This is a genomic window from Paenibacillus sp. P32E (genome assembly GCF_001909085.1).
Classification (GTDB): Bacteria; Bacillota; Bacilli; order Paenibacillales; family Paenibacillaceae; genus Paenibacillus_AQ; species Paenibacillus_AQ helianthi.
Genome location: NZ_LVYY01000009.1, coordinates 16,067 through 40,195, shown reverse-complemented (window position 1 = coordinate 40,195; position 24,129 = coordinate 16,067). Strand labels below are relative to the sequence as shown.

Annotated in this window: 29 protein-coding genes; 2 read left to right on the top strand and 27 right to left on the bottom strand. The window is 46.2% G+C overall.

Going from position 1 to position 24,129, the window contains the following annotated elements:
• Positions 1-325: 325 nt before the first annotated feature.
• Positions 326-997: a hypothetical protein gene (locus A3848_RS09870; protein ID WP_074084793.1), complete on the bottom strand. Its 672-nt coding sequence runs from the start codon at positions 995-997 to the stop codon at positions 326-328.
• 148 nt (positions 998-1,145) lie between these two features.
• On the opposite strand from A3848_RS09870, the gene A3848_RS09865 reads away from it, so the two are divergent.
• Entirely contained in the window at positions 1,146-1,373 is a 228-nt protein-coding gene (locus tag A3848_RS09865) for a hypothetical protein (RefSeq protein WP_074084792.1), read from the top strand.
• Positions 1,374-1,541: 168 nt separating this feature from the next.
• Here A3848_RS09865 and A3848_RS09860 read toward each other — a convergent pair whose 3' ends face one another.
• Both A3848_RS09860 and A3848_RS09855 read right to left on the bottom strand, forming a co-directional pair.
• Positions 1,542-3,113, bottom strand: a complete 1,572-nt coding sequence (locus tag A3848_RS09860; RefSeq protein ID WP_074084791.1) for an SIR2 family protein — start codon at positions 3,111-3,113, stop codon at positions 1,542-1,544.
• Positions 3,114-3,310: 197 nt separating this feature from the next.
• On the bottom strand, positions 3,311-4,204 hold the full coding sequence (locus A3848_RS09855) for an HNH endonuclease (protein ID WP_178381955.1): 894 nt from the start codon (positions 4,202-4,204) through the stop codon (positions 3,311-3,313).
• Positions 4,205-4,392: 188 nt separating this feature from the next.
• Between A3848_RS09855 and A3848_RS09850 the strand changes: the two genes are divergently transcribed.
• Positions 4,393-4,704, top strand: a complete 312-nt coding sequence (locus A3848_RS09850) for a hypothetical protein (protein ID WP_074084789.1) — start codon at positions 4,393-4,395, stop codon at positions 4,702-4,704.
• A gap of 60 nt (positions 4,705-4,764) precedes the next feature.
• Here the strand turns inward: A3848_RS09850 and A3848_RS09845 are convergent, their stop codons facing one another.
• The 24 genes from A3848_RS09845 to A3848_RS09725 form a co-directional block, all read right to left on the bottom strand.
• Positions 4,765-4,980 carry a phage holin gene (locus tag A3848_RS09845; RefSeq protein ID WP_074084788.1) on the bottom strand — a complete coding sequence of 72 codons (216 nt, stop codon included), beginning with the start codon at positions 4,978-4,980 and terminating at the stop codon, positions 4,765-4,767.
• A gap of 2 nt (positions 4,981-4,982) precedes the next feature.
• Positions 4,983-5,786 carry a M15 family metallopeptidase gene (locus A3848_RS09840; protein ID WP_143192371.1) on the bottom strand — a complete coding sequence of 268 codons (804 nt, stop codon included), beginning with the start codon at positions 5,784-5,786 and terminating at the stop codon, positions 4,983-4,985.
• 11 nt (positions 5,787-5,797) lie between these two features.
• Positions 5,798-6,307: a phage holin family protein gene (locus A3848_RS09835; protein ID WP_083612035.1), complete on the bottom strand. Its 510-nt coding sequence runs from the start codon at positions 6,305-6,307 to the stop codon at positions 5,798-5,800.
• A gap of 91 nt (positions 6,308-6,398) precedes the next feature.
• Positions 6,399-6,677, bottom strand: coding sequence for a hypothetical protein (locus A3848_RS09830; RefSeq protein ID WP_074084786.1), 279 nt, complete (start codon positions 6,675-6,677; stop codon positions 6,399-6,401).
• Positions 6,678-6,766: 89 nt separating this feature from the next.
• The gene (locus A3848_RS32655; protein WP_218618997.1) at positions 6,767-6,862 is read right to left on the bottom strand and encodes a CD1375 family protein; all 96 of its coding nucleotides are present in this window, start codon (positions 6,860-6,862) and stop codon (positions 6,767-6,769) included.
• Positions 6,863-6,865: 3 nt separating this feature from the next.
• Positions 6,866-7,336, bottom strand: a complete 471-nt coding sequence (locus tag A3848_RS32235) for a hypothetical protein (RefSeq protein ID WP_074084785.1) — start codon at positions 7,334-7,336, stop codon at positions 6,866-6,868.
• A 16-nt stretch (positions 7,337-7,352) separates the two neighbouring features.
• The gene (locus tag A3848_RS09820; protein WP_178381954.1) at positions 7,353-10,199 is read right to left on the bottom strand and encodes a hypothetical protein; all 2,847 of its coding nucleotides are present in this window, start codon (positions 10,197-10,199) and stop codon (positions 7,353-7,355) included.
• Between the two features lie 94 nt (positions 10,200-10,293).
• Complete coding sequence (locus tag A3848_RS09815) at positions 10,294-10,863, bottom strand: YmfQ family protein (RefSeq protein ID WP_074084783.1); 570 nt, start codon at positions 10,861-10,863, stop codon at positions 10,294-10,296.
• Positions 10,856-11,995: a baseplate J/gp47 family protein gene (locus A3848_RS09810; protein ID WP_074084782.1), complete on the bottom strand. Its 1,140-nt coding sequence runs from the start codon at positions 11,993-11,995 to the stop codon at positions 10,856-10,858. The genes A3848_RS09815 and A3848_RS09810 overlap by 8 nt, the downstream gene beginning before the upstream one ends.
• Positions 11,995-12,447 carry a DUF2634 domain-containing protein gene (locus A3848_RS09805; protein ID WP_074084781.1) on the bottom strand — a complete coding sequence of 151 codons (453 nt, stop codon included), beginning with the start codon at positions 12,445-12,447 and terminating at the stop codon, positions 11,995-11,997. Before A3848_RS09805 ends, A3848_RS09810 begins: the two co-directional genes overlap by 1 nt.
• A complete protein-coding gene (locus A3848_RS09800; protein WP_074084780.1) occupies positions 12,440-12,826 on the bottom strand; it encodes a hypothetical protein in 387 nt (128 codons plus the stop codon). The genes A3848_RS09805 and A3848_RS09800 overlap by 8 nt, the downstream gene beginning before the upstream one ends.
• A complete protein-coding gene (locus tag A3848_RS09795) occupies positions 12,819-13,829 on the bottom strand; it encodes an XkdQ/YqbQ family protein (protein ID WP_074084779.1) in 1,011 nt (336 codons plus the stop codon). The genes A3848_RS09800 and A3848_RS09795 overlap by 8 nt, the downstream gene beginning before the upstream one ends.
• The gene (locus A3848_RS09790; RefSeq protein ID WP_074084778.1) at positions 13,826-14,488 is read right to left on the bottom strand and encodes a LysM peptidoglycan-binding domain-containing protein; all 663 of its coding nucleotides are present in this window, start codon (positions 14,486-14,488) and stop codon (positions 13,826-13,828) included. The genes A3848_RS09795 and A3848_RS09790 overlap by 4 nt, the downstream gene beginning before the upstream one ends.
• A 293-nt stretch (positions 14,489-14,781) precedes the next feature.
• Positions 14,782-17,835 carry a phage tail tape measure protein gene (locus A3848_RS09780; RefSeq protein WP_074084776.1) on the bottom strand — a complete coding sequence of 1,018 codons (3,054 nt, stop codon included), beginning with the start codon at positions 17,833-17,835 and terminating at the stop codon, positions 14,782-14,784.
• A gap of 198 nt (positions 17,836-18,033) precedes the next feature.
• Entirely contained in the window at positions 18,034-18,492 is a 459-nt protein-coding gene (locus A3848_RS09770; protein ID WP_074084774.1) for a phage tail assembly chaperone, read from the bottom strand.
• A 21-nt stretch (positions 18,493-18,513) separates the two neighbouring features.
• Complete coding sequence (locus A3848_RS09765) at positions 18,514-18,948, bottom strand: phage tail tube protein (protein ID WP_218618996.1); 435 nt, start codon at positions 18,946-18,948, stop codon at positions 18,514-18,516.
• Between the two features lie 20 nt (positions 18,949-18,968).
• A complete protein-coding gene (locus A3848_RS09760; protein ID WP_074084772.1) occupies positions 18,969-20,438 on the bottom strand; it encodes a phage tail sheath family protein in 1,470 nt (489 codons plus the stop codon).
• Positions 20,439-20,639, bottom strand: a complete 201-nt coding sequence (locus tag A3848_RS09755; RefSeq protein WP_083612033.1) for a YqzN/YkzM domain-containing protein — start codon at positions 20,637-20,639, stop codon at positions 20,439-20,441. It lies immediately after the preceding gene.
• Positions 20,640-20,656: 17 nt separating this feature from the next.
• Positions 20,657-21,484, bottom strand: coding sequence for a hypothetical protein (locus tag A3848_RS09750; protein WP_074084770.1), 828 nt, complete (start codon positions 21,482-21,484; stop codon positions 20,657-20,659).
• Positions 21,481-21,900 carry a hypothetical protein gene (locus tag A3848_RS09745; protein WP_074084769.1) on the bottom strand — a complete coding sequence of 140 codons (420 nt, stop codon included), beginning with the start codon at positions 21,898-21,900 and terminating at the stop codon, positions 21,481-21,483. Before A3848_RS09745 ends, A3848_RS09750 begins: the two co-directional genes overlap by 4 nt.
• Positions 21,901-21,902: 2 nt before the next feature.
• On the bottom strand, positions 21,903-22,286 hold the full coding sequence (locus A3848_RS09740) for a hypothetical protein (RefSeq protein ID WP_074084768.1): 384 nt from the start codon (positions 22,284-22,286) through the stop codon (positions 21,903-21,905).
• Entirely contained in the window at positions 22,286-22,645 is a 360-nt protein-coding gene (locus A3848_RS09735) for a hypothetical protein (protein ID WP_074084767.1), read from the bottom strand. The genes A3848_RS09740 and A3848_RS09735 overlap by 1 nt, the downstream gene beginning before the upstream one ends.
• Positions 22,646-22,658: 13 nt before the next feature.
• On the bottom strand, positions 22,659-23,699 hold the full coding sequence (locus A3848_RS09730) for a hypothetical protein (protein ID WP_074084766.1): 1,041 nt from the start codon (positions 23,697-23,699) through the stop codon (positions 22,659-22,661).
• A 17-nt stretch (positions 23,700-23,716) separates the two neighbouring features.
• A complete protein-coding gene (locus A3848_RS09725; protein WP_074084765.1) occupies positions 23,717-24,112 on the bottom strand; it encodes a DUF2190 family protein in 396 nt (131 codons plus the stop codon).
• Between the last annotated feature and the right edge of the window lie 17 nt (positions 24,113-24,129).

Sequence of the window (24,129 nt, the reverse complement as noted above, 5' to 3'; positions counted from 1 at the left end):
TATTCGACAGAAATTTACAATACACTTAAGGGTTATTGAGGAAATATGTGGATTTAATCTTTTAATTGAAAAAGAGCCCGCCGACCGATTAAGGTAGACGGACTACTTTATATATGCTCTGAATTCAAATTGCTCACGGACAAACCGAGCGCCTGCTATCTTAATTGATTCCAGTGTATATCCCTCCACGATACCCCCATAATCCATAAGGTGACCGATTGGGTCAGGATCTTCCCGGTACCAGACGGACACTTTAGACTGGGCCAGAGCAGCAACGAGGAAATCATTGTCACTCCGTAAAACTTTGTATGTAATGTTCAAAATATCACTCCGCCTGAATCTTTTCTTCACTTTTTTCTACGCTCACCTTTTCTTCTGCATTAATGACCTTCTTCGACGTGTCAACAATTTTTGTAAAAAATGCAAATATGAACTCGGAACTGTATCCTGCCGCAAATATTATTGAATTGATTTTTGAAAACCCTACTATTGTATCACCTTCAATTTTAACGAGACTAATAAAAACAATGGGGAATAAAAAAACCAATAAAAAACGAATGTTAAAACTCTCATAATCATTTTTCAAAGCCAACACTTTCGAGAACATATAAGAAAAAGTACCAAACAATGCGATGAACGCAAAATAAAGATACTGATAAACACCGTACAAAAAAGGTTGATTTAACTTAGATAAATCCTCAGTCAAGTTAGCTATTAAGATTGAAAATACCCCTAGAACTACAATCGCCCATATTCCTCGTTGTAATGTTTTATCTTCATTTTTTCCGGGGCGGTTTACCAAGTTCTTTTCTAATTCTATTAAATCGTATTTTATATCTACAAGTTGTGAAAGGCTCGGTTCCTTTAAAATCAGTCTTTTTTCAAGTTTTTTGCATCTTTTAGTAAGCGAAGATGGAAGTTCAGAATTCGAGGTTAAGTACGTTCCTCTTATGCGTTCTATCTCTTCAACAAGCATTTGCTGGGTTAAATGTGTCATTAATTCCTTCCAACCACCTTATATTTTATTAATTGGCAATAGATCAAATATAATTCATTTGGAACATTATGTATATGTGGGTAAGGAAAATTTTCCTTCGGATATCTGGCGGGGTGTATAATAATTAGAAAAGCCCGGAGGTAACGTCATGGATAAAAAGCTTAAGCAAAGTCTGAAGGTTGCTGCCGTGAGAAGTGAAATGATTGTTGTATGGCTATTAAATGGGGATAAGATAAAGGGTATCGCAGAGGTATCGGCAGATCCGGAACGAGTAAAGATTAATACGATCGAGGGCCCGGTGTGGGTACCAATTAATGATGTGGAGAGTATTTCGAGAGTGATTAGACTACGGGTCGAAGGTGAAACGAATGAATGAAAATACCCCACCATTACTGGCGGGGAATCCTTATTCAGAATTTAAAAAAGTAGCTAAAGTAAGAGGTTTTATATATCCGATCAATTATTGACGCACCATCTTTATGATGTTATCATACTATTATTAAAGAGCGTTTGGTAAGGCGCATTAGTCGGACTAATGTCAACCTTATTGGGCGCTCTGTTTGTATTTTTTTATATCTAGAATACATACTAATTTCCTCAAGATATTACCAGTCCAATAACTCTGTATCTCTTCATATCGTAATTCTAAAAACCTTTCCAACTCTTCGACAGATGAGTCAAACATAGCCTGAAATATTAGAAAATGGAGTTTTTTAGTAGTAGGTAACTTAGAAAGATAAATGTCTTCAAGGGTTTTATAATTTGATCCTGCGTAAGAATCTTCATCTTTAAGTATACTCTTGGTAAGCAGATTTTCGATGCCTCTCTGTTCTGCGGTAATAACCCTATTATCTAATGTGACCTTACTTCTGTCTACCATGCTTAAATATTTATGAATAGGGAGCATCACAGTCCCTTTCAATAGGTTTGGAAGCCCCATTTCAACAAGTACATTCACTGACACTCTTGATATCAAATCATCATATACTAAATCATGAAATAGTTGTTCTGATTTAATTCCTGTAATACCTGTAGCATCCATTAAATGTGAAGCTTTTCCGATAACCACTACTACTTCATCCCCGTTATCATCATCTTCCATCAAATTAATTACTCTTTTCTTTTCCCCATCATAATCATGCACAATTTCGTATACTAAACTTTTCAACCTTTGAATCTCTTTTAATTGAGTAAAATTCTTTAAATTAGACATTTCCTCGTAAAGAGGTGTGAAATCAGAAAGGCTTATTTTGGTCATATTAATCCTAACATTATTAATATCCAGCGTGTGCGGCCCAATGGCAGGAATTAATCTTAACGGATTGAAGTCAATAATAACTAATCTTTTTTCAAATGCAGAGAACTCCTCCGGAGTGTCCAGGCAGGAATAAACATCTTGAAGAAAATCTCTGATATTTTCATCAGTTATAGAATATCCGAAGAAAAATACAGGATTCTCCGCAAATAAATTAATAACTTTAGCCGCCAACACCTTACTTTTTTTGTAGTAAGTATCATAATCAAATTCTGTAAGAACCATTGAATTCGGATCCGTAATACATCCATGAATTTTCATAAGTGTCCCCAGTTCGGAACCTGTAAATATCTTCTGTTTTATTATTTTTTCATGGTTAATAAAAACATGATCTTCTAAAAAAGTATCATAATTAGTTGTTATTACTGTCAACATTTTATCTTTCAATTTTTTAAGCATTTCCAACTCAGGTTTCATTTCTTCAAGAATCTCATAGTCCTGGAGAATGCTTTTTATATAGAATTTCAATGGTTTTTCATTGTCACTAATACCCTGAAGAACGAATTTGCCTTCATAATAAAGCATGTTAAAATCGGTTTGAATCTGTGCTCCAAGAAGTTTGTACATCATATGACTCTCTTCTTCAATATTCCGATCTGATCTGATGCGTTCTATGTACCATTTGTATTTCATAGATGGATTTTCGTCATAAGCTTCAATACATTTTATTAACAAGCCCTTCCAATCATATTGATTAGTGGTATATCTTTTCGCTAAACCAGATCCTATAAACATAACGGGAAGTCTATTATTACCTCTGATATCATTAAACAAATCCCTCAATACTTCATTGCTAGTCATAAAGTCCCTCCTCCACTATATAGACAATATAACATCATAGGCATAATGTTCCAATATTTTTAGTAGAAAGAGATAGGAATATCAAAAAATGCCCACCAGCCGAAGCCATGGGCAATATCTATACTCTTATATCAACTATAGTAATGATATTGAGGGGGACTCATTTAAAAATTCTAGTAAAGATTTATATTAAAGTCCTATATTAATTCGTTGTCATCCTCAAGATTCCAATATGGTATATCAAAAAATGACGTAGCACTTGAATAATCACGTTTAGAATTATTGCATACGTTACAAAGAATTTGAATGTTTGAGGGGTCATTAGTTCCATAAAGAGATAATGGAACTATATGATCCATATCAGGATCAATGCCAAGAAATAAATCACCACTTAAAGGGTTTCTACAAATGGTACATACCCCTTTGTCGCGAAAGAAAATCCCTTTTTTAAGCCATGCCGGCCAGTTTGACATTCTTTTTATCTTACCTGCCTTTGTAATGAACGAAGGAATGGTTTGATTAAGAAAATCATGATTTTCTAAAACCCATTGACCTAACCTAGTATGAAAATCAACTAGAAAAGCTTTGTTTAACATAATAATATGAAATGCAGAATGAATAATATAAGGAACTGCTTTTCTTTTTAGACTTTCAAGATGATTTGTGTATTCACGAATACCAGTGCATATTTCACAATTTCCATAACCTGTACATTCCTCATCATCACCATGTTCTAATCCAGGTCGAGGAAGAGAAATTGTAGCAAAAAGAGAAATGTTTTTTTCTTCTGCTTCTAAATAACTTTCATCATAATCTGTGTCTCGTAAAGTATCATAGATGCTTCGGACGTTACCATAGTTCCATTCTATAAATAAATGCAATACTGTCACTTTAGAAGATACAGCAAGTTTCATAGGAATCCGGTCTTTTTCACATTCTAGAAACATGGTGAAACCATTATCCATATAAGGATAATTACTATAAAATTCAGATATTACCAGACTAGCTAAATATACAGATTCATTATATGGGAATACCTCATGCTTTACAGATCGCATCGTACCAAATCCTCCACATGTGTTCTTTTTCACTAGTTTTGATGCTTCTATTATAACCTAAAGTTCAATCCCCTCATATACTCTCTTGAAGTAAAGAAAAAAGCCCACCAGTCAAAGCCAGCGGGCATAATCCCAAACGCTTTTAAATTTACTAAAAGTAATTAACTGCAAGCCCACATTATGGTAGTCTTAATCCTATAGAGCTGATGGGAGGGATACATTTGGTAAGGGCATTAAAGATAATTGCGTGCACCGTATTTGTGGTGGCTTATGCCTACGGTGTTTTTGCAGGGAGTATAGTTGGTAAATACACGGATTTTCCATTAACATTCAATAATTTTGCTTGGGGAATAATGTTGGGCTTTTGGATAGGTGGGTTAATCGTCTGTATTTTCATTCTTGCGTTTGCTGCTATCCTAAGTAATTTAGAATCCATAAATCAAAGAGTACATAATATTGAAAACGAGATCTATAAACAAAACCAACCTCAACATGATATTAACGCAACTGAAGTTTTAGTTCAACTTGATTAAGCCAAAAGGGCCCACTCCATCTATAAAGATAAGGTGGGCTTTTTAATAAGTATTTGGATGTTACTCTTTATCCGTATACCCCTTACCCGCTTCTGGGTTGCTCACGATCCCCAGGACCACCAGCACACTCAGGAACGCATTAACCGCCGCTGTAACCTCGTCGAATTTCTCCGGGGCGAATTGCACACCAAAGATTGCCCCAATGGTTTGTACACCCAGCAACACCGCAGCCATCAAAGATACCCACAAGCCATAGTTACGCCATTTGCTATTCATGATTATTTCACCTCAGCTTTGAAGTTCTTGAAGAAAGAAATGAGAGCCTTGTTCGCTAAGCCGGAATTAACCAGCATAGTGATTACGTTCAGTTCAATTTTGGATTTATCAGCCGAGGTAGTAATGATCCCGGCGTCCTTGGCGGCTTGTATTACCTTCTCGTAGTCCTTGGAATATGTTTCCTGGCCCGATATATTCAAACGCTTCTCCAGGGCTGCTAGACGTCCATCCTGCTTTGAAATAATACCCTCCAGCTCCGCAATTTTGTTCATGTCCTCTTCCGCCTCTCCTTGTAATTTATCAATAACTGCATACGCCGCTGCTATCTTTTCTGCTGCCGGCTGCTTGCCTGCCCGCAGTTGCGAGGTACTTAACCCAAAGGATATCTGTAGGTGTGGCAGGTCCTTAAAACTCGTCCAGTCCCCGCCCCATTCGAAACCCAGTTTCTCAGCTTCCTCAACGACTTCCATCCACTCCGTAACTCCGTCTTTATCCACATCCAATTGAGTGTCCCAAGACACTTGCTTGCCGTCATTAAGCAACAGCGCGTAATCTATAGCCAGGCCGTAATTATGGTAACTGGTCCCGCCCTTGGCATTGGTTACGATCTGGCCGGGATTGGTCCGTCCTTGGGCGTAGAGCGCGTCCTGCTCAGCAATTGTCCGTAGCCCTTGGGTTATTACTATATTGACTCCTCGGGCATAACTGCGCTCGATCAGCGCCACCGTAGCCGCCACAAGTACCGGATGCAGCCCGACAATCCGGGCCTGAGATTTTAGCTTTACTTGATCTAATGTTAATGACACCTGTATCCCTCCTATGCTGATTGGTCATTGTCTGGATGTTCCGGCTTGGCCGGGTTGTTCTTACTCTTGTCCTCACTGAGCTGTAATAAGAAATCTTTTATTTGCTGTGGCATCGGAACTCCGATAACGCCGAAATTCTCAACAACGCTCAATCCTTCTCGGCCAGCGTAAAACAGGATTGCCGCCATCCGGAAAACTGGCGCTCCTGGCTGCACCCAATCGTCCACCAAAGCAGCCAGGCCGACAACAAAAAGGACGGTCACCTTTCGGATTCCTCCCCAAAACATAATGTCACTGCTGACCGTCTTGGTCTTAAACGCTCCGGCCACCCCGCTTACATAGTCGGCAAGCATGAGCACAACAAGCAGCTCTAGAGGTTTGTCATACCCCCCAAGCCAGCCGACAGCCATGGCAAGCAGCCCGGCTCCCGCACTGGTTGCACCTGTGACAATCTCCCGGGTACCTGAACCTACGGCAGCCGTGTAGACCGTAGTAACGATATTTTTAATGTGATTGAGCATTCCCCCTGCTCCCCTCTATCTATTGGTAAAAAGATAGCCCCCGGGAACAACCCCGAGGGCAAAATAAAAACGCCTTTATGGGCGTTTAAGTTTAATAGTATTTGTCATCATGAATGATGTCGTCTGCCTTATCGTGTGCCAGAATATAGTCTATACCGCGCCGTACTGCGATGGTTATTAAGTCTACCTTTGTATCATAGTGATTATGACCGCTGGGTTCTTTGTCAAAGTGATGGTGCCCTGTATTATCGGTCCAGACGATATTACGCCACCGCCTAGCTTCGGCCAGTTTTTCAATATGCGACCTTTGTTGCTCTGGTAGCTCATTCAAAAACTGATCAATCGCCTCAATAACATCTGAATGTGGCATCTTATCACTCCTCATTACTTAATAGACCAACTATATCATGGACGAAAGCAAAATAAAAACGCCTCTACGGGCGCCAGCTTTATCTATTCTTACAGCAACGCTGCGACATCTTTACGGATGATCTCCGGTACCTGCTCCAATGTCTTCAGACCCTTGAGGATCAAGCTTGCATATACTTTAGCCATTGTCTACTTCACCTCCCCGGTGGACTGCTGACCCTTTAGTACCAGCTCGTACAGCTCAGTGAGCGCCAGCTGTGCATCCGCTGCATCCTTCTTGGCTGCCTGCAGCTCCTCATAATTCTGAGTTAGGGCAAGCTGCGTATCTTGCAATTCTGCCGTAAGCTTTGCGTTTTTTACTTCCAGGACTTCTACCCGTTCCTTCATTGGGTCTACTTGTGGACCAGGATAAGTAAACTCCAATGTGCCGCTTTTCGGATTGACCCGGTAACTATCACATTGGGCAAATTCGCGGGAGTATTGACCGTACTGGAGCTTGACCACACCAACCGTCTCCCGTACCCGCTGGGACAACTCCTTATAGCTTGCAAAGTCCTGATCCTCTGTACTCTCCACGTAGCCCCGCCCAACATTCTCTCCGGTGTTCAGGATCACATTACCCGTTGACTTGTCATAGTAAATTTTCATACCGATATTCATTGATTTTCCTCCTTTTTTATTCGCTTACCCACCATCTGTAATTCCCTAAAGGCATAATCGTATTATCTACAATAACAGAAAAAGACCCGGGAGTTGCAGCAAAGGCAGATGATGTAACCAGGGCACCTGAATAACCTCTTATTAGTTCCACGCCGAGAACAGAGTTGTAATAACCGAAAACCGTGGCTGGATTTGAATCCGAGCAGAAGGTAATTACCCTCGAAGTTCCAGGTATTCCATCCACATACAACCAGTTCGCAGTGCTTGAAATAGTTCTTGCAGCACTGTTTCCAGAAGTTGTACGACTGCCTTCTATCAACGTACCGGAAATGCCAAGTACGCTTTTTCCTAATCTAATATTTTCCGGTCGAATATCCGTTGCGGGAGCTGTGACCCACGAAGAGCCGTCATAATAACCAGCGGGCGGAGCCAAAAAGACTCGGTCACCCACCCAAGTCGTGTATTGCAAGGCAGGCATGTGGCTGTTCTCTGCCGATCTATTTGGCACTGCGCCCGGTACAATACCTGACTCTGTTCCTACTGTATAGCCTGCTAATACCTGTGCGGCGCCTGCTGTTCCATATTCACCCCCTTCACCCTGTAAGATAAAAGCCGAGCCATCATACACCAACGTATAGACACCACCAAGAGCCAAAGGCGGATTATTGCCGTTTGGCTTTTTGATAGACTTAGCTCCCAGCCCGTTAAGGTTGAGTGTGACCGGACCCGTTGTTGCAACATGGGTTTTAATGGACAACCTCAACCCAGCGGATAGCACCGCTGGTGCCGGATTGATTGAAGCAGCCAGCGCCGCCGCTGTGCCAGTCGTGACGGCGAACACCAAAGAACCTTGTACCACCTCGGCCAAGGTTTTTCCACCATGCAATTGGGGGTTGAGATTTGGAACCTCTGTTGTAGATGCGACAACGAATGGGGCAACTCCGGTTGTTGCATAAGCCACAAATCTTCTTCCGTGTAAATCCCCGTCAACATCACGGACTGCGGCGGTGTTTGCTGTATTACTGGTAGAAGCATGAAACCCGTCCAGCTTGTCTGAATTAGTGCCAGCGTTTATTACGGGTGCGCTGGAAACTGTTATTCCTGCCTCTGTGGTTATAGCGGCTACTGACCAGCCTGTTTCCCAGTCGTCAACGTAGGACTGGTGGGCAATAAAATTATCAACAACAATTTTGGCGTACCCCCATGTGGTGGTAAGCCCCCCCAATAAAATGCAGCAATGTGTACCATCATGTGCGAATCGTACAGTAGTGAACGGTGCTGCTCCCGTAAGAGTAGCGGATGTATTCACCCACATTTGTCCGTCCCCGTAAGTATACCCGCCTAACAGAAGCTCCCAAGCCCCCGTGGTCCCGCTGTAGTTGTATCCCTTGATTTTCATTGTTAACATGGTAAAAGTCCAAGTTCTAGGCATCGTTATCTTAATAGTTCCTGTAAGTGCGGGGTCCGTGCTGCTCATGTATGCAAGGTCCCTATACACTTTGGAGTCTAGTTGGCTTCCCGAAAACTTTCGCTGCTGGGGTCCCATAAACGACACAGAACGGTTCGGGTTAAGCAGGATATGGTCCTGGTTGGTTAACCCCATATGAAGCATCCCATCTGATCCAGAGTACACTCCGTAGGTATTTCCCCCTACAGCGGTGTTTTCGAAGTACATCCCCGAACCCCATCCAGCAGAAGCAGAAGTTAACTTAAGCGCGTAGGCGTTCGTTTCCCCTTTAGTCACGACTATAGAGCTATTAGCGACGACCTGCCCCGCTTTAGTGACTAATTGGAGATTGCCACCGGGTATCTCATTGGATACGTCCATGGTATTTGAACCCGCTCCGCCGTACCCAAAGTAACCGGATCTCTGTGCCGCGTTGGCCGACCGGGCATAAAACCCCATGTACGCATGATCTTCTGTCCCAGGCTTAAGCTTTAATGACTCGGGACCCCCGTTAAGGGTAAGTTTCTGTGCTGTAAGATGGTCCGAAGTAAAGCCGCCAATATCGTCAAAAGTGAACGCGTTATTCCAATTCCAATCATCCCCCACACCGTCCACTGAATTAGAAAATGCTAATATGAACTGGTTCGCTGCGGGCATGTGCTGAAGGACGTCCTTGTAACCTGCACGTTTTGAACGCACCACGTTAGAGCCGACGGTAGTAACGCTACCTTTAAGCTGTATGCCGCCAGCATTTATTTGCATTCTCTCCGTAGAATAATTATCTTCCCGGAAGGATAGCACACCACCGTCCATAAGCTGGTACCATGTTTTATTACTGTTATCACTCTCTATAAACATGATCTCAGGTACGGGCCTATTAATAATAAGACCGGACAAAGCTGCATACCCGTCGCCGTTTCTTGCCATAATCGTATTAGGTGCGTTGCTTACGGAATCTACAGGCATGCCGTTTACTAACCCGGCGTCTAATCCGCTGCCCGTTCCGTCTACCGTCAATAGCTTCGCTAGTACATCAGAGGCAGTATAAGATGTTGCGGTCAGTTTACCATTCCAAGTCGCTCGCTCTGCACTTGTAATATGTCTCGTGCTGTCGTTTACGTGTATTTTGGTATCGGCTAAAGTAATGGCAGGCGTGTCGAAAGGGTTTGCGGTGCCAGTGATTGTTTTGAAGTACTTGGCAATCCAAGAGAGCCACTGAGTAAGTGTACCCACTAGGCCATAGGCGGTAGTAGTCGCTGGGTCGGCTGTGCGGTTACCGATTACCGAATCCGTTCCAGCTCCTCCAGCCAGCCCGGACGCCGTGATTTTCGGACCATCCCCGGCGACTCCAGTATGTCCATGACCTGTTGTTGCTCCAAATTCAGCATCTACTTTATCCAGGTTCTCATTAATCATTTCCTCGATGTTAAAGGTGTCGTTTCCATCGGTCGCCGGGTTCTTTTTGTATAAATTTAAGTTTGGTGTATTACTTGGCATGTGTTTCCTCCTTTCAATCCAGGAACGGCGCAAAGTCCGTTAGCTTACGCTGTTGAAGCTGGTTTAGCGTCATGGTGTTATTGATCTCTCGTACAAGGAGATAACGGTATTTATAATCAACAGTCATGTGAGCCGGCTTGATTTCTTCAATAGCAGCCTTCAAATCGTCAAGGTTCGGAGGGATACCGAGTGTGTCAATGAAGCGGACCGTAAAAGCATATTCCGCAGGCCGGAACACAACATCCACAGTCCCACCGTCGTAGGCCTCCGCTACATTTTTGACCAACTTCCCGGAGAACTTCCCCGCTCCTCTAAGCTTTGATTCAACCACGGAACGCCGCTGTTCAATAGGCTTTGAGGCGTCTACAGTAAGATTGAGCTCATTTTCCCAGATCTCAATTCCCCAGGTGGCCGTGCTGACAAAGAACTGATCCAACACTTCATTAAGAGCCTGTGTAAAATAGTCCAGTTCAACGCCTTTGGCATTCATGTCAGCTTTCATTACCCTTGATCTTTCATAATAAGCTGGGAGATTGGCAAACATCCGCTGCCCGCTCGGGCTGGTGATAGTAAATTCATTCATGAGCATTTACCGTTCCCAGCACAGAGACCTGACCCGGGTTGATTTGAATATTGGTATCCGATAGTCCATTAACTGTCAGATTCGTAAAATCAATAATCGGTGGGATATCCAGCAGTACAGCTGATATTCTTGTATACCTTACAAGTGGGTCAACAAAAGCAAGCTGCTTCAAATAAGCGGCGACTCCGTTTTCTATCAAACTTTTGACCGCTGAAAGGGTAGTCCCAGACGCAAGTGTGAGCTGGACAGAAATATTAATAGGCACTTCTAATGCTGGCATCACCGTTACGATGGGTCCGCCAGGCGCAGCCCCCTCCCCCTGCCCGTCCTGGGTAGGGTCGATATACTTCTGAACCGCATTCACAATGCTGGCATTCGCTGCCCGCTTGTCCGTATCCAAGAGGTAAATACCTACCGTGCCCGCTCCTTGCCATAAGGGTTTAACCTGGACGGCTCCCACGCCAGGAACCTCACTGGCCCATAACAAGTAATGCGCTTTGTTTCCGCTTGTCCCGGGATTCCGCACTCGGAGGTAATAGCGCTCGAGTAAGGAGGCATCCGATTCAACATCTACGCCGCCAGTAATAGCAGCCTGATTCGTTACAGCTGTTACCCCACTGATTGGGGTGCTCATAATTTCAATTACGCCAGTGGGTACAATTCCAGCGGTTCCGGGTACCAATGCACGGATCGGTGCAGTCCCGGTACCGCCGGTTGGAATGGTTATATCCGCAGTGGTTTCATACTCTATGCTTGACTCGCTGGAGACTTCATCCGCCGGTGTGGCAACAATCGTTCCGGCTGGGATAACTTTTCCGGGAGTACCCGTAAAGGTAACTTGACCCTCTGCAGCCACAGCAGCACGGCGCGTGACGCCGTGCTCTGCCGCGCGCAACGTCAACTCTTCGGAACGATACGCTGGATCCGTGCTGGCTGCCGTGCTGGCGAAACCGCGGCGTAATATCTCGCGAGCCCAAACTGCCGCTTCCGCAAGCGCGAAGGCTACCGGCTCCTGTGCATCCCAAATAAAAGAGCCCTCGGACTTATCAATGTCCTCGGGCACTCGGTTCAGCATGCGCTGCATGATTTCGTCTTCAGTTTGATCCTGCAGGTAAAGAGGTAAATCAGACATTAGGCATCGGCCCTCCCGTCTATGGTCTCTGATTCTTCTCGTACATTAGTGATGATGCAGGAAAAATTGCAGGCATCGTCAGCCCAAGTAAAAGCAAAATTGCTCACAGCTGCTGTACGCGGGTCCACCATAAGCGTTTCCGTTACGATCCGCTGTATCTCACTCTCCTGGACCGCCTTGCTGTACCCCCGGCCGATAAGATCATCAAAATCTTGTCCGTGATTGCGGGAATAGATTACATGCCGGTACCGGGGAGTAAGCAGCGCCTTTTTGCACCACTGCACCCAGGCTTCTTTTTCCCCAGCAGCAGCTACTTTTCGGGTCGGGGTCATAATAAAATCCCCTGCTTCGAAATCAAACCGCCAGCTCCTGCCGAAAGTGACCTCAGCATCAGTAGTGCTGTCTTCATCTGCTCCACTCCAGCCTATATCATCCGGAAATAGGTTAGCCACCGTTATCCACCACCCTGCATATCACTACAACATCATTGCCGCCATTAACAGGTATCGTTAGTACTCTATCCCCCGGCTGCAGCCCGGCCGCCATATCTACTTGTACATCCTCTATTTCCTTCGCGGGTACATTAAAGGTAGCGGCCCCGCTCCCACTGCTGGAGTTAATCGTCCCTGATAAGGTATATGCCGGCATGCTGAGCCTCACCGACCATCCAGCGACCAAGTAATCCTGAATTTCATGTTTGAAGCTGTCCAGCTTGAGACCAGAAACTGTGATTGTCCCCATTTCCGCCGGAACGCCTGCCAAGGACTCGCCTATCTTCTTACCGAATGCTTCATGAAAAGCTTCGTGCAAAGCATCATATGCATCACCCATATTTTAGAAAATACCTCCTTTTGACGTAATCGGCGCTCGCCAAGTCAAGATTCATGTGTCCGGGGTCTCCCAGTTGATGAGTAATGGACGTTACAATCTGCTCAGTGCCGTTCAGTTTAACAGCATCACCGGCGCGTAGCGTATTGATGTCCAATCCGGTATAAGAGATTGTCTCCTGTATCCCGGTAAGCATAGATTCTGCCAACTTCTTGCCGGCTGCCGCTGTCTTTACGTCATCATCTTGCACCATCCGCTGCAACGTACCGTATTTCTCGGTTTCACCAGTGGCAATCGCAAGGATTGGCGAAGGAGCTTCTTCGTTACTGCCGGATTTTTTGGTGCGTGTTGTCTTCTTGCGGTCCTCAGTACCAATTACTTTTACTTTTGTTATGGCTCCCTCTAATGTACGGCGGCGAGATACACTTTCAGTCGCCTCCAAGACCCACACCGTCGAGTTGCTGCCAACTTTAAAGAGCTCCAGTCCGGAGGTTGTCATGCGGGGGATATACATGTCTCCTCCCGCTTTAACCGTCTCCTGCAAGTCAGCGGTAATCATGCTGTAGATAGCCTGAGATCGGTATACGGCCTTTTTCAGCTTTGTTTTGGTGTCCGGGATAGTTGAAATCTTAATCCCCCAGTCTGCTGCATACTTCCGGAGCCGCTGGCTGGCCGTCTGCCCTGCCGGGAACAAATATTCGTCTTCCGACTTGGATATATAAATAGTCCGATCGTAAATTGTAAGATCCAGCGTTTTGATACTATCTGTACCGCTGTTCACCTCCCACACTACCCCTGGATCAAGCAGCGGCTTCCAGGTACTTTCTCCATACGGCACTCCACTGACGCGGATAAGATCCGCGGGATTGATTGCCTGCATGGAAGCGGGAACCGTAATCTTCACGCTGGCCGTATACGATATCTGGTCAAGAGAGTCTTTCAAAGAAATGCTCTCGATCAGCTCCCGGAGATAATACTTATCCAGGTGTACTACCTCATAACTCATGTAGGCATCACCAGCTTTTGACCGGGCTTGATCTTATTGGCGTCCGGTCCGATGGCGCTTTTATTCAAGGCGTAGATGGCTTCCCACTTGGCACTGCTGCCCAGCTCCAGCTTTGCAATCTTAGACAAAGAGTCCCCAGCCTTTACCGTGTAGGTCTTCTGTGTCTTCTTGGTGTCCGGTCGGCTTACATTGGCACTTCCAGTTGACCCACTCTTTGAGGTCGCGGTCGCTTTTGTTGCGCCTACCTTTGTATGAACGATTGGTTCCCGCCATGTGCGCAGCGTTAGGTCAAAGTAAACATCACCCGGCTCGCCGCCCCTAAAAGTGGTGTCGTGCGCAGAAAGAATCACTAGGTTATTTACAAATGTGTCCGTGATGATAAAGCGTACGGGCTGCTTACTGACCATATAGGTAGTCAAGAGGTTCATTGCCTCCTGAGGCTTTGGTATATTTTGTGTGACGCAATAAGAATCCGGCTCCAAGGGAAAAAAAGAAGAGAAGGCGATTTCTTTCACCTTCTCCCCACTCGGATAATCAAACTCTCCGAATCTTACTATGTTGACCGTTTCGAAGCCTTTTCCACGGTTTATTTTGATTTCTTCCGGATTAACCGGGAAGACGAAGTTTTTACCTGCTCCGTCTATAAGGTGTAGTTCCATAGAGACACCTCGATTGTTTATTTAAGGTGAAAAGATATTCCATACAATCACTACTGCACATATGAATGAAAATGAAAAATACCTCGAAAAGGCTTTTTTGTTACTCTCCTTATATGCCCAAATTGCATCTTTAACGGACATGATAAAAAACACTGCACAAACTATAACGACGCTTGCTCCAACACCTGACAAACCAAAGAACCACACGGGACTTTTTAGAAAATTTACAATCGCGTCCATAATCTCCCCCCTCACATGATTCTATTCTCCATATGAGAGGGATTTCCTTTTTATTACTTAAGATTTTGTGTTTTTCGACGCATTGCATCAGCAATCCGGCTGCCCACCTGCTGCCCAATAGCATCATAATCGATATCGTCACTCTTAACATTTACTTGTATGGCACCGTAAGGAAGGCTGACATTGATTTGATTGGTAGTTTCAGCCTTAATATTTCGGATACCATTTTCCATTGTACTGATTTGTTCAGGTGATATATAAACAGTCTGCTTTTCATTGGAAGCATTAGCTGCAAAAGGCGCGCCAGTTGGGATTTGTGACGAGTTCTTGAGATTCAGTTTAGCTGCAAAGGTATCAAAGCTTTTACTAATAACATCAGAAACAAGCGGAAGAGAAGCTTTAATCGTTGACTCAGGAGTTAAGGGCGTAAAACTAATAGGCTTGCGATTGAGTACAGCATCCACGCCAGGAGAATTGTCTCCCATCCACGCATCCACTGCAGGAACCGCAACAGGAGGCGCTGCTTTCTCCTTTCCATAAGTAACGTCCATAATTTTATCACTAGCTTTTTTGCCTCCCCAGGCACCGGCTATCCCACCACCAATACCACCTATAAGCGCACCGATGGCTGTACCAGGCCCGGGAAATACCGAACCTATAGCAGCACCGGCAGTTGCTCCGCCCCATGCACCAGCCCACCCCCCGGCAGAAGAACCAATCTTCTCAGCTCTATCTCTACCAGGTTTTGCAGTCGCTATTGAGTATGTGTCAGCAGCGACCATTAACGGTATAGCCGCTTTGGCAGCAATTTTCACTCCAGGCATTTCGAGTGCTTTAACGGTAACTTTGTTCCCAGGTCGAAAACGCGGATCAAATTGGTCGATGATCGGACGGTTAACTGGTGGCCCAGTTGGATTTCTAACAGTTCTGCTTGCAGCGGAAGCCGCTCCTTCAGCAATAGAACCGGCTCCCGTTGCAGCACCTCTTGCAGCGGATTCTCCAGCTATTATTGTCCCTTCGGTTGCTGCAGTTCCAGCTGTGCCTTTCCCTGTAATGGTATTAATGAAATTTTTACTTTTTTTAAATACACCTTTACCATCATTCAACAACGGTTTCAAAAACTTTTTGTATAAGTAAGCGCCGGCTCCGATTCGCAAACCAGTATCAAGTAAATTGCCGGCTGATGGATTTTGTATTGAATTCATGGTTGAATTTGCAAAGGAATCAGCAGCTTTTTTTGCTATTGCTCCTGCATCGAACGCACCAATAAAAGCTTTAAAGAATGCAGTTCCCGCTGATTCACCTGCTGTCTGATAAGGAGAATCATCTCCATCATCCAGGAGTCCTAACGCCCCCATGAATACACCCTTCAGCGCACCACCAAGCCCCGCTCCGATCTTCCCAGCCATATTCACCACAACGCCTCGGCCTGTACTTCCATACCATTTGTCAAACTCTGCTTGCAGATCGTCAAAAACAAATCCGATCTTACCCTTAATGCTTAGCTTTTGGAATTTTGGATCATTCAGAAAATGAGTTTTTACATATGCTTCAGCTTTCGAAGTCATATCTTCCATAGCCGCGGTTATTTCCGGTGTGTATTTGGAAACAACCTGGGCCAGCTTCGTGGCTACCTTCTGAATAATGGGCAATGTCGGAATCAGCGCAGAGATTTGCAGGGTTTCCATAGCCCCTTTGAACATTTCAACGGCACCAGTCGCTGAATTCATCTTGTCCTGGGCGACCTTCAAGGCTGTAACATTGGACATTTCGCGTTGGAATGCTTTTATCCCTTTGGCGCCTTCCTTATACAAAATATTCGCAGCTCGTATGGCATCCGTACCAAACATTTGCTTCAGATAGTACTGACGCTGCTCATTCGTCAGCTTCTTCAGCCTATTCTGGAGCAGATCCGCGATGGAGGCCATATCCTTGATATTCCCTTTTTGGTCATAAAATGCGGAATGCAGCAAAGCATTTGACATCATGTAATCCTTAGTCATTTTTGCTGCTTTTGCTGTCCCTGATTTAATACCCGTATTAGCCGTAACATACTTTTCTAACGCTGAAGTAATGTCTTTCACGGATGTCGAGGCTGGCTTAATGCCTGCTTTAGTCAATTTTTTCATGCTCTCGGTCACATCGACAGTCAATAAATCAAACTGCTTGAACACGTTATAGGCTTTGGCTGTCTCCGGTACCAGATTGATCAAGAATGTTTTTAACGATGTACCTGCATCACTGCCTTTTAGGCCGTTGTTACCAAATACCCCGAGTGCAAGGTTAGTGTCCAGGAAAGATGAACCTACCCCATCCGCTACCGCTCCAACCATCGATAAGGAATATCTAAGGTCATTCAGATCAATTGCAGAGGCATTCGCCGTTCCTGCTAATATGTTAGAAGCCTCTGCTGCAGTGAGAGCATCCTTTTTGTATGCATTTAGCGAAGTAGACATGAGTTCGGCAGCTTCAGACATTTGCATGCCGCCGGCAGTCGCCAGGTTAAGCCCCGCCCCTAATGCACCTTCCTGAATCTTCTGCATGGATAAGCCTGCTTTGAACAGGGTTTCAATGCCTTCAGCGACTTGCAGCGCGTTATATTTCGTCCGCATCCCCTCAGCCAACGCTAACGCCTGCATTTGACCTAATTGCTTATCATCAATTTGCGTCAGCGCTTGTATGGACTTCATTTGATGTTGGAAAGCCATAGCCTTTTGTGTTGACTTAACTGCGGTGTAAGCCGCTCCTGCGGTAAGCATTGCCGCTCCAGTAAAAGCTGTGTTCACCGTGACACGGAACGCTTTCCTTGTGAGTCTACCCAGCATAGAGGATACTTTCCCTAGCCCTGCTGTCGCCCGATCTACGAGCCTTACTTCCGGCCTGGCGTTTATACGGTCCAACCGGTTTAAGGACGAGGTTATCCGGCCTGCTGGCGAAGTTAAGCGGTCATTGAGCTGAACTGTCGGATTAATCCGGCTTCGTCCTAATGCCGCCGCTCGCCGCTGTGCCTGTTCCATCATGCGTTCAATGGCGCGGAGTTGCTGTTCTGTCCGCTCCACACCGCTTGTGCCGATCACAAGGTCTAACTGATAAAACTCACTAGCCATTCATTATCCGCCTCCCCCGGCGTCCGCTCGGCATCCCAGGCATTAACGGGGGAGACTTTGAAATAATATCAAGCTCCCGCTCCGTGAACGCCCGCAGCAGCATCTGCTCACCTTTGGGCAAAGACCAAAACGCCCCGGGGCGTAGATCATGCTTTGTCCATAAATGGAACAAAAGCGTGGTCGTTCCCCCGGAGCGGGTTAGTTTTTTATTTCTTCAATATCGACGCCGAAGCCGGAGAGCTCCAGCACCTTATCACCTACTGCGTCCAGTTCTCCGGCCAGCAGGAGGCGGCGGACGGCTTGATCACCGCCAGATAGCTTCAAACGGCTGGTGATCCGCTCGTCTCCCCATCCGGAAAGAGAGAGTTTCTGTTCATTCTTCTCCCCGTAATTCTTAATAATAGCGATGCCGCAGGTGGCTTCCAAAATCAGTGTGGAGTTGAATTGCTCGCTATCCAACTTCTCAGTCTGGACCCCTTTAACGTTCTTCTTAACGGTGCAACGCTCCCGGATACTGTCTACCCGGCTGGAGGTCAGGCCATTCAGCGTGACCCGCAGCCCCAGTCGCTTGATGAATACCGACTCTTCCGGTGCTGTAGCGGCTGTTTCAAATAGTTCGTCCAGGATTTGTTGTTCGTTCAATGTTTGTTCACTCATCGTGTGTAGCCCCCGTTTTTATTATGGTGTAGTAGGTGTCGTTGGAGTTGCAGTAGGGTCGGTAATTGGATCAAGTAGTTCATATCCTTCGAAGGTGAATGGTGTCTCCTCCGTTACTTCTTCACCGGCCGTCCAGTTGGCAATCTGCAAACTATCCGGCATGCAGCGACTCAAGCGAATGCGCTCAAAGCCGTAAGCTTCAGGATCGTCCAGCTTGGTGATGATCTCAAACTTCGAAAATCCGCGTTGTAGCATCGCGGAACTGACCTTATACCCGCTGATGGTGCCCGTACCGTTCTTGGCACCGATTTTGTATTGCTTCCAGTTATAACCGACCAAATTAAGCTCCCGCTTATCCACATCGATCTTAGCTTCCAAGTGATTAATATTGGTTTGCCAAATACCATCAATATAGACTGATCCATATGTCCCTAATATCGCCCGACTCGGGTCCATTGCCATTATCAATCACTCCTTTATTGCACGTTAAACGTGCCGAATATTTGTTCCATAACATCTGTGTCGTCTGCCGTCCAAGTGAGGAAGACTTGATCATCCTCCGGTCTGATTGCCGGGGCGCTACCGTAATATCGTGGATCAAGGGTGACGTTATACCCTGAGGATTCAATTACGCCTTCGGCTGCCAATGTACGGAGGTAGTCTTTGCCCGCTCCTATCAGAGCAAGTCGGCCTTCTTCTGTGTTGTTGACCTTGCCGATATAGTTATCTTCAGCAGTTTGCATCAGATCGTAGGTGATCTGGTCCATCACCCGAATCTTCCGGATCTTCTTCCAGCCTTTATTCTGGCCTGCCCGCAGTGACACCAAGCTATTGATTCCCTTCAAGACTTTTACTCGGCGGCCGTCATGAATCAGAAGAAATACGCCACCTTTTACAGCTGCTTCTTGCTCGGAGCGGGTCCAACGGCGGGTCACATCCTCGAAAGGTGAACCGGCATAAGTCGTTGATCCACTCAGAGGAGTACCTGCAACCAACCCGGCTACCCAAGCGGCTACCTGTGCAGAGCTGTAGGCAACTCCATTCAGCGCGCCGCCCACTCCGACATTAATAATGCCTTCGAAATCAATTGTCGCGCTGCGAGTAACAGCAGTACTCACCGCTGTAGCCCCTGTATCCTCAGCTGCGGAACCACCGATAGCAACCTCAATACCTTTCCCCTCTGACCGAAGTCGCTTCACCCAGGACACTACACTCGTTCTCAGGGCCGCATCGGATATACCATCCAAGGCGAGTACATGAAAGTCCTGAGTTTCAAACGCACCGAGAGCAGCAATATAATCAGCATTGGTGATGCCGGATATCCCGGAATTCCCTCCTGTCAGAGGAGTGTTTGAAACATCAGCCAGAATCCCATTGCCAGGAAGCAAAACAGAAGCTGTAATCCACACATTCCCGGCATCCTCATTGATAGCTGCTGCCGCTGCCGCGATGGTTCCGCTTGTAAAGGTGAAGGTTCGCAGCAGGGTTGTACCGTCATAGAGCTTGATATCCTTCTTGGTACTGTCCACCAAGTTTGTTGCAACGGTTATGCGGAAGTTGTTCCCGCGGGCACCCTTATACATAGCATCGATCTTCAGGGCATTTACGGGGGTTGCCGTTGTGTCCTGCAGCGTTTTAGTCGCAATGGCTGCAGATGAGTCAACAATCCGATAAGCAAGCACTTTTTTAGGTTGTGCCAGTAAGGCCAGTCGCAAAGTGGTAAGCGCCGTTGCCCCGCCCGTCTCATCATCTGTAAATAGAGATGTGATCGCTGCTTCACTACCAACTTCCACAAATTCATTCACCGGGCCCCAGTGAGCTTTAACTGGCAATACGACAGTGCCGCGGGCTCCCGGTTCAATCGCCGCCAGAGCTGCCGCTTGGAAATTCATATACAAGCCTGGCAGTACCGGCATATCTGTAGGACTCCAATTTCCTCCAGCCATTTATTGCACCTTCTTTCTCAAGAATCCATCAATGAGCGTCTGAGCCTCATCAACGGTCAATTCTGTTTTGTTGCTGCCATACAAAGCGCCCTCCAGTACTTCCGGACCGCACGAAAAAAGAGCTCCGGCATTCGCCAAAAGCTCTTGAATAGGTACGGAAGGTTTAACCGGTTGAGCTGCAGGTTGTTCTTTCTCTGCCACGCTTACCACCTCACCCTTTATATTCGTTTATAGTTCACTTCCGTCATAAGCGGTCCTTCGTCCGTCAACTTCTGGACCTTACGGCTTAAGCTGATGGTAACCTGTCCCTCTTTTATGGCGTCCGCTTCGGTATTTGCCTTTGTGTCGGTTACGGTCATGTATCTTCGGTCCAACACATCCAGCGGGATTTTAGGAACACTACCAATCGCCTCTATGAGCCTCAGCACGCTAAAATGCTCTTGATTGCCATCAGGGCCAAGTACATGCGCCGTAAACCGCTTCGTGAGTTGGAATAAACCAATGCCGAGCGGCTTCGCTTCCATCCCGCTGATCCGCCACATGATTGACGGGCGGACATATCCAACAGGCCAAACTCCCTTATAGACACTCCACTCATTACCGAATAATGTATGCGTCCAAGAGGCCAAAGCATTAAGCCAAGGATCTAAAGTCACCGGAACACCGGCACCGATAGGCTGCAGAGCCATAACAGCAAACTGCATGCCGCGCGTAATAGCGTCCCATTCCTCATCTACGGTGTCCTGGGAGGAACCGAGGTATGAACAGGTGAACACCTCTCCCGCTTCCGTTACGAGGGGCTGGGCCACCAGTGCAGCGGCAATCTCTTGTTCCAGTTCGTCTACTGCCTCAAAGCTGGTCCTTGAGACATACGGCCATACTTCAATGATCCGCCTGAAGCCCGCCCAGGGAGATTCGTTGTCATCGTCTCCCTGGAGGACAACAGCGTATGGCTTCACGCTGTCTTTATTAGCTGCATGCGGTTCAAACACATCTGACAAAGCGGGAACAGCTTCGATTAAACGGTTGCGAATTGCATTTCTCATTGCATACCCCACCATTTCGCCAGCGCTTGCTTGATCTTACCTTTGTATTTCTTGGCGGTCGGCAAAACAATCGGCCGCGCCTTTGTACCGGGATGATTTACCTTTTTCACTGGATGCGCTGTTCCTCGCCAGTAAAGGGCCTTCTTGTTCTTGGGCCGGATCACATGCGGCTTCGTACCATCTTCCAGGTATAGGCCATATTTAACACCATGTGCCAAATACATCAATATTTTGTCCTTGCCTAACGGGCGAACTCCACTGTGAAGGGATCGCCGGGCGGTTGCGGTCCGGTCCGTCCAGGTCGCTTTACTTTTCATTTCCCCTTCTGCCGTTTGGGCAAGGTTTTGGATAATGGCGAATGACCCAGCCCGCTTCCGTTTCATGTGAGCACGGGCTTTATCTCCCAACTTCGGCATAATCACTTCATCCTTTCCAAATCCGCCCTATACCCCACAATAACCCCCTTTACTACATACGGCATGACCTGTAGGATCTTGAATGTATCCCCAATGTGGATAAAAGTATCCGTTACTTCGGTGCCTGCTTGGAGATTGGCAAATTCATCCGCAAGCAGGTTGTAGGCCTCATCGGTCTTTACCGTGCCAATTGTACCTGAATCCATCTTTGGGGATTGGGCGTTGCCTCCGACAAAAATCCGGACAGTAACAGGCGGCAGATCTTCTTGGAATTCCTCATATCCGCCGCCTTTTCTTCGCTTACCCTTTCGATGGATGGAGATTGAAGAAGGGTTTTGGCTGATGTTCCAAGCGATATGCTTACGCCGCAGCTCTACAAAGTCCATCACAGCACCTCAGGAGGCTGAACGCCGAAGATATAACTGCCGTAATTCACCTTTGCCTTCTCGGTATCTGCAACGGCTGCATACTGCTTCGCCATCGCCAAGGCGTGGGCCAGACGATCCTTGAGGGATGTAAGATCATATTTTTCTGACCCGATACTGTAGCTCTCAATGTCCGCCTGCAGAAGTCCCGCTTTCTCTGTCCACCCCTTCGCCACTGCCGAATCTAAACTATCCGATTCGGTCAGTAGCGTATCCAGATCAAAGTCGGTGAAATTCGTATTATCTTCCGTTCCGCCTTCGGGAATCCGCTCATTGAGTAATTTCCTAAGGCGGATACGGAGCTGGGCGGTTGCTTCCATCCCCATCCACTCCTTATGGTTTCAAGGTGATTTTCTGAACATTTTCTTCGACGGCGGCATAAACACCACGGAATGAATAACCAACGATCTGAGCATCTACAAGTCTGGAAAGGTCACCAACAGTGGACTCAATCTGCAGGTCTTTTTTTACTAGTTCCTTGAACCCTCTTCTTGGGCGAATCAAATAAGCATCGCCTTGCGCTACTCCTGGATATGTGTACGTTTTCTTACCGACAGTAGTGGTCCAGCCATCGTAATAAATGACTGTGCTGATACCGTCGACAGCGGGATAAGTCGTACCGTTGATGGTGTATCCGCCTTTAAGCGCCATTTCAATGTTCGATTTATCCAAGCTGGATGCCAGGAGGATAGAGCCCGCACGTTTGGCACCCTGCGTATCGGCCAATGCTTGGTTAAGCGTCAAATAGAAGCGGACCCATTTTGCATCCGTTGTTTCACCTTGATATACAGTCTTGTTCCCAGCTTTAGGGTAAGCAAAGTTAATAATCGGTCCCAAGTGCATATCATTCAACTTGGCGTTGTGAGCTTCCCCCATTGCCTTATTGTATATTTCAACAATGTAGTAGGAGTTGAACTCCTTGACCTCTTTGGAAATTTCAAATCCTGCAGTTTGTGTAAGGATACGTGCTGCTGGGCCTGATTCCACGTTCAAGGCACCGAACTTTACTTCTTCACCTTCCATGTGGTCGGAGAAAACTACCGTTCCATACAGAGCCCATTTTGCATCAATCAACTGTGGGAAAGATGGGTCTGTGATGTTCTCATAAATCGGCTTGTACAGGATTGGAACTTGTTCCCGGCCAATTTCTACATCAAGGACGGTTTTACGCATCAGATCCTTAAACTGATCCAAGCTGCCACTCGTAAGCATTTCACCGACTGGTCTTGTGAATTCGAGGGTTTCCATTTCTCCATTAACGATTTTTTTTACAACGACTAACTGCTCCCCATTAACGATAAAAGGAACATTCTCTTGGAATGTCCCTTTTTGGCGTTCTTCGCGCAAACTTTCAATACTGATGATTTTTGTCATATTCGCTTAATACCCCCTTAAATTTGCGGCCCAAGAAGCAGCCAGATAACGTTGTTTGCATCTTTTGCGGCAGTGACTCGACCGACAAGCCGATTACCGGTAGCTGTCTCAGTAATCTTTTTCGCCGTATCATCCCAGTAAACCAGTGTACTAACCGTAAAAGCCTGCGTGGTTACAATCTGATTGGTCTCGTACTCCGCTTGCTCGATATCAATAATTACGTCTGCTGTTTGTCCTGCGGCAGTAGTCACATTTTGCTTTGCTACTCCAAAGAAGCCAGAGAGCAAGACAAAAGTTTCAGCAATAATTGTTGTGCTGGCCGGTACTGTAACTCGGACACTCTTTCCATCAGATACTTTCGCCCGCGCAACAGGAACATACGTTGTAGGGACCGGTTGACCATTATAGGACATATCTATTCCTCCTCGTT